Below are 2,306 nucleotides of genomic sequence, written 5' to 3'. Positions count from 1 at the left end.
TGCTCTGCCGTCCACGCCATTGCCTGCCCCCGCGAATCGCCCGCACGACCAGAGAATCACATCCGATTCAGCCGATTCAATTCCTTTCCGGATGGGCTCTAAGAGAATCAGTCAGGAAGCCACCCGCGCCCTCGCCCTTCTCGACCACCTGGAACGCAGCATCCTGACCCGCGCCTTCCGCGGCGACCTCGTCCCGCAGGACCCGGCCGACGAACCAGCCTCCGTTACCCTCGCGCGTGCCGAAAGCCAGCACGCTCCGCGTCGTAGCCATCGCGGCGCACGTGCAGCGACACATCGGGAGATAATGGCAGATGGATGATCCGACTCCTGATCTCGCGACACCACCGCCCGATCCGGTGCCGCTGATCCCGACCGGTGCCGCGAAGGCAGCCGATGTGCCGCCCCCGATCCTTGAGCGCTTGGAGCGTCAGGCGGCTGGCCTCCTGCGTTCCTTGGTTCAACTCGCGCCAGACGCAGCGCGTCTCCTGAAGACCCTGAAGGATGGCGAAGCGTTTCACGTCGTGATGCAGGGGCGCACAGGCGACCTGAAGAAAGCCGGAGACGGCCTGCTTCATGCCTGGGTGCAGGACGGCGCGGGAAAGTTCAAGGAGCAGGCGCTGCTTCGACCGGCCGGACTCGATCCGGCGGCGCTCTCGGCCCTCTCCGGCCTCGCGATCAATGCGATGCTGCTCGAACTGGCTGCAAAGATGGATGCGCTTCACGGTGACGTCCGCAATGTGAAGGCGCTCCTTCAAGCGCAGTTCGACGGCGAGCTTCTCGGCGCGGTGCGGCAATACCCAACGGTCTGCCGCATGAGCGACGATGCGCAGCGCAAAGCCGCTCTCACGCAGCTTGCCGGCGACCTCCACAAGCTGATCGCCGGCGCCCTGGAGAGGGTGAGCGTGGAGCTGGCGCGGCAACCGTCGAGCACGAAAACTCTGCCGGCCACGCTCACCGACGATGATGTCGCCCGGACGTGGGATGGGCTGCGGCAGCGTATGGCGCTCGCCCTGCAGGGCATACGGACGCTGATCTTCTGCTATCAGGATCTCGGAGAGGTGGACGCCGCGCAGCACGCCCTGGAGCAGATGCTCGATCATCTCGCGAAGCTCGACTTCCCTGGCGCTGCGTCAAAGGCTCGCCTTGCGCCTTGGAGGAAGGACGATCCTCCGGAACAGGTCTGGGCAAAGATCCCCGGTCTCATCGTGCAAGCGCGGCAGAGGCTTGCCGACGCGAAGGACGGCAGGTTCACGCTGGACGTCACCCTGCGGCCGGAGAACCTGCTGTCATGACGCGAACGCGCATTTGTCGCTGCGGAAGACCGCTGCTGCCCAAGGAGTGGGTCTGTCCATCATGCCGCCGAACATGGTGGCGGCGGGCCAAGCAGGGCGGCAAAGCGGCGGGTGGGCTTCTGGTTACGGTAGCGGTGGCCGTCATCACCAAGGGAAAGGTGAAGCCCAAGATCTGACCTGCAAGACCTTCACGTCGCCGCGGTGTCCGTCGAAAGTCGGACCGCCTGAATCGAGCCAGACTGATCGCATGCCCCGCCGCCGCGACATCGCCCGCGCCTTCGGTGCGCTGGTCGCTTCACCGCTCGGCCTCCGGCCGGCGGCCTCGGCTGGCGCCGGCCCGTCCCGCGCGATCGCGGCCTTGCCACTCGGCGAAATCCCGGTGGTCGGCACGAAGTACCACGCGGCCGCGCGGCTCGCCGCCATGCTGCTACCGGGCCAGCCGCTGCGACTGCGGCGCGACGCCGCCAATCGGCACGACCCCAACGCCATCGCCGTGCACACGCCGGAGGGAGAACAACTCGGCTGGCTGCCGCGCGGCGAGGCCCGCCGCATCGCGCCGCTGCTGGACGCGGGCGGCCAGATCCGCGCCGAGGTCGAGGGCGAGGCCTACGAAGCCACCCCCGGCAATTGGCGCCTCTCGACCCGGCTGAGCCTTCTGGCGGAGGCCACGCCGCCACCGCTTGGGCCCGCCGCCGCGGAGCAGGTGGCCCAGTTGCTCCGCGCGCCCCCGCTGCTCGCCGAGCGCTTCCGCGGTCCGGACACGGGCGGGCGCGCGGTGATGCTGGCCGGCCCCTGCGCGGGCTGGCAAAGGACCACCTGATTACCCAGCAACCTCCGCGGTCAGGAAGGAGCGCAGAGGGGTCGGGTGTTGGCCGAGAGCAGTTCTGGCGAGCCGCGGCAGGATCTCGGCGATGTTGATTGCCACTGAGATCTGACCTGGTTTGGGGTGAAGTTGCCACTGAGAGTTGACCCATGTTCGGACGCTAGCCTCGGCTTTCTGGGCGGAGGCGGCGG

General features: G+C 68.0%; 3 protein-coding genes. 2 read left to right on the top strand and 1 reads right to left on the bottom strand.

What is annotated here, in order from left to right; all coding sequences use genetic code 11:
• Positions 1–76: 76 nt before the first annotated feature.
• On the bottom strand, positions 77–271 hold the full coding sequence (locus tag DOO78_RS26750) for a hypothetical protein (RefSeq protein ID WP_128080187.1): 195 nt from the start codon (positions 269–271) through the stop codon (positions 77–79).
• 40 nt (positions 272–311) lie between these two features.
• On the opposite strand from DOO78_RS26750, the gene DOO78_RS26745 reads away from it, so the two are divergent.
• Together DOO78_RS26745 and DOO78_RS26740 are read left to right on the top strand one after the other, a co-directional pair.
• Positions 312–1,292: a hypothetical protein gene (locus tag DOO78_RS26745; RefSeq protein ID WP_128080186.1), complete on the top strand. Its 981-nt coding sequence runs from the start codon at positions 312–314 to the stop codon at positions 1,290–1,292.
• A 61-nt stretch (positions 1,293–1,353) separates the two neighbouring features.
• Positions 1,354–2,112, top strand: coding sequence for an HIRAN domain-containing protein (locus tag DOO78_RS26740; RefSeq protein WP_111472926.1), 759 nt, complete (start codon positions 1,354–1,356; stop codon positions 2,110–2,112).
• Positions 2,113–2,306 lie beyond the last annotated feature (194 nt).

It is taken from the genome of Roseicella frigidaeris, assembly GCF_003258945.1.
GTDB classification, from domain to species: domain Bacteria; phylum Pseudomonadota; class Alphaproteobacteria; order Acetobacterales; family Acetobacteraceae; genus Paracraurococcus; species Paracraurococcus frigidaeris.
Note: the sequence above shows the minus strand (reverse complement) of the source record. Positions and strands in the feature narration are given on the sequence as shown.

Bases quoted from the DNA above. Each gene is read 5' to 3' on its own strand.
- DOO78_RS26750 (WP_128080187.1), bottom strand. From the start codon at position 271: ATGGCTACGACGCGGAGCGTGCTGGCTTTCGGCACGCGCGAGGGTAAC.
- DOO78_RS26745 (WP_128080186.1), top strand. From the start codon at position 312: ATGGATGATCCGACTCCTGATCTCGCGACACCACCGCCCGATCCGGTG.
- DOO78_RS26740 (WP_111472926.1), top strand. From the start codon at position 1,354: ATGCCGCCGAACATGGTGGCGGCGGGCCAAGCAGGGCGGCAAAGCGGC.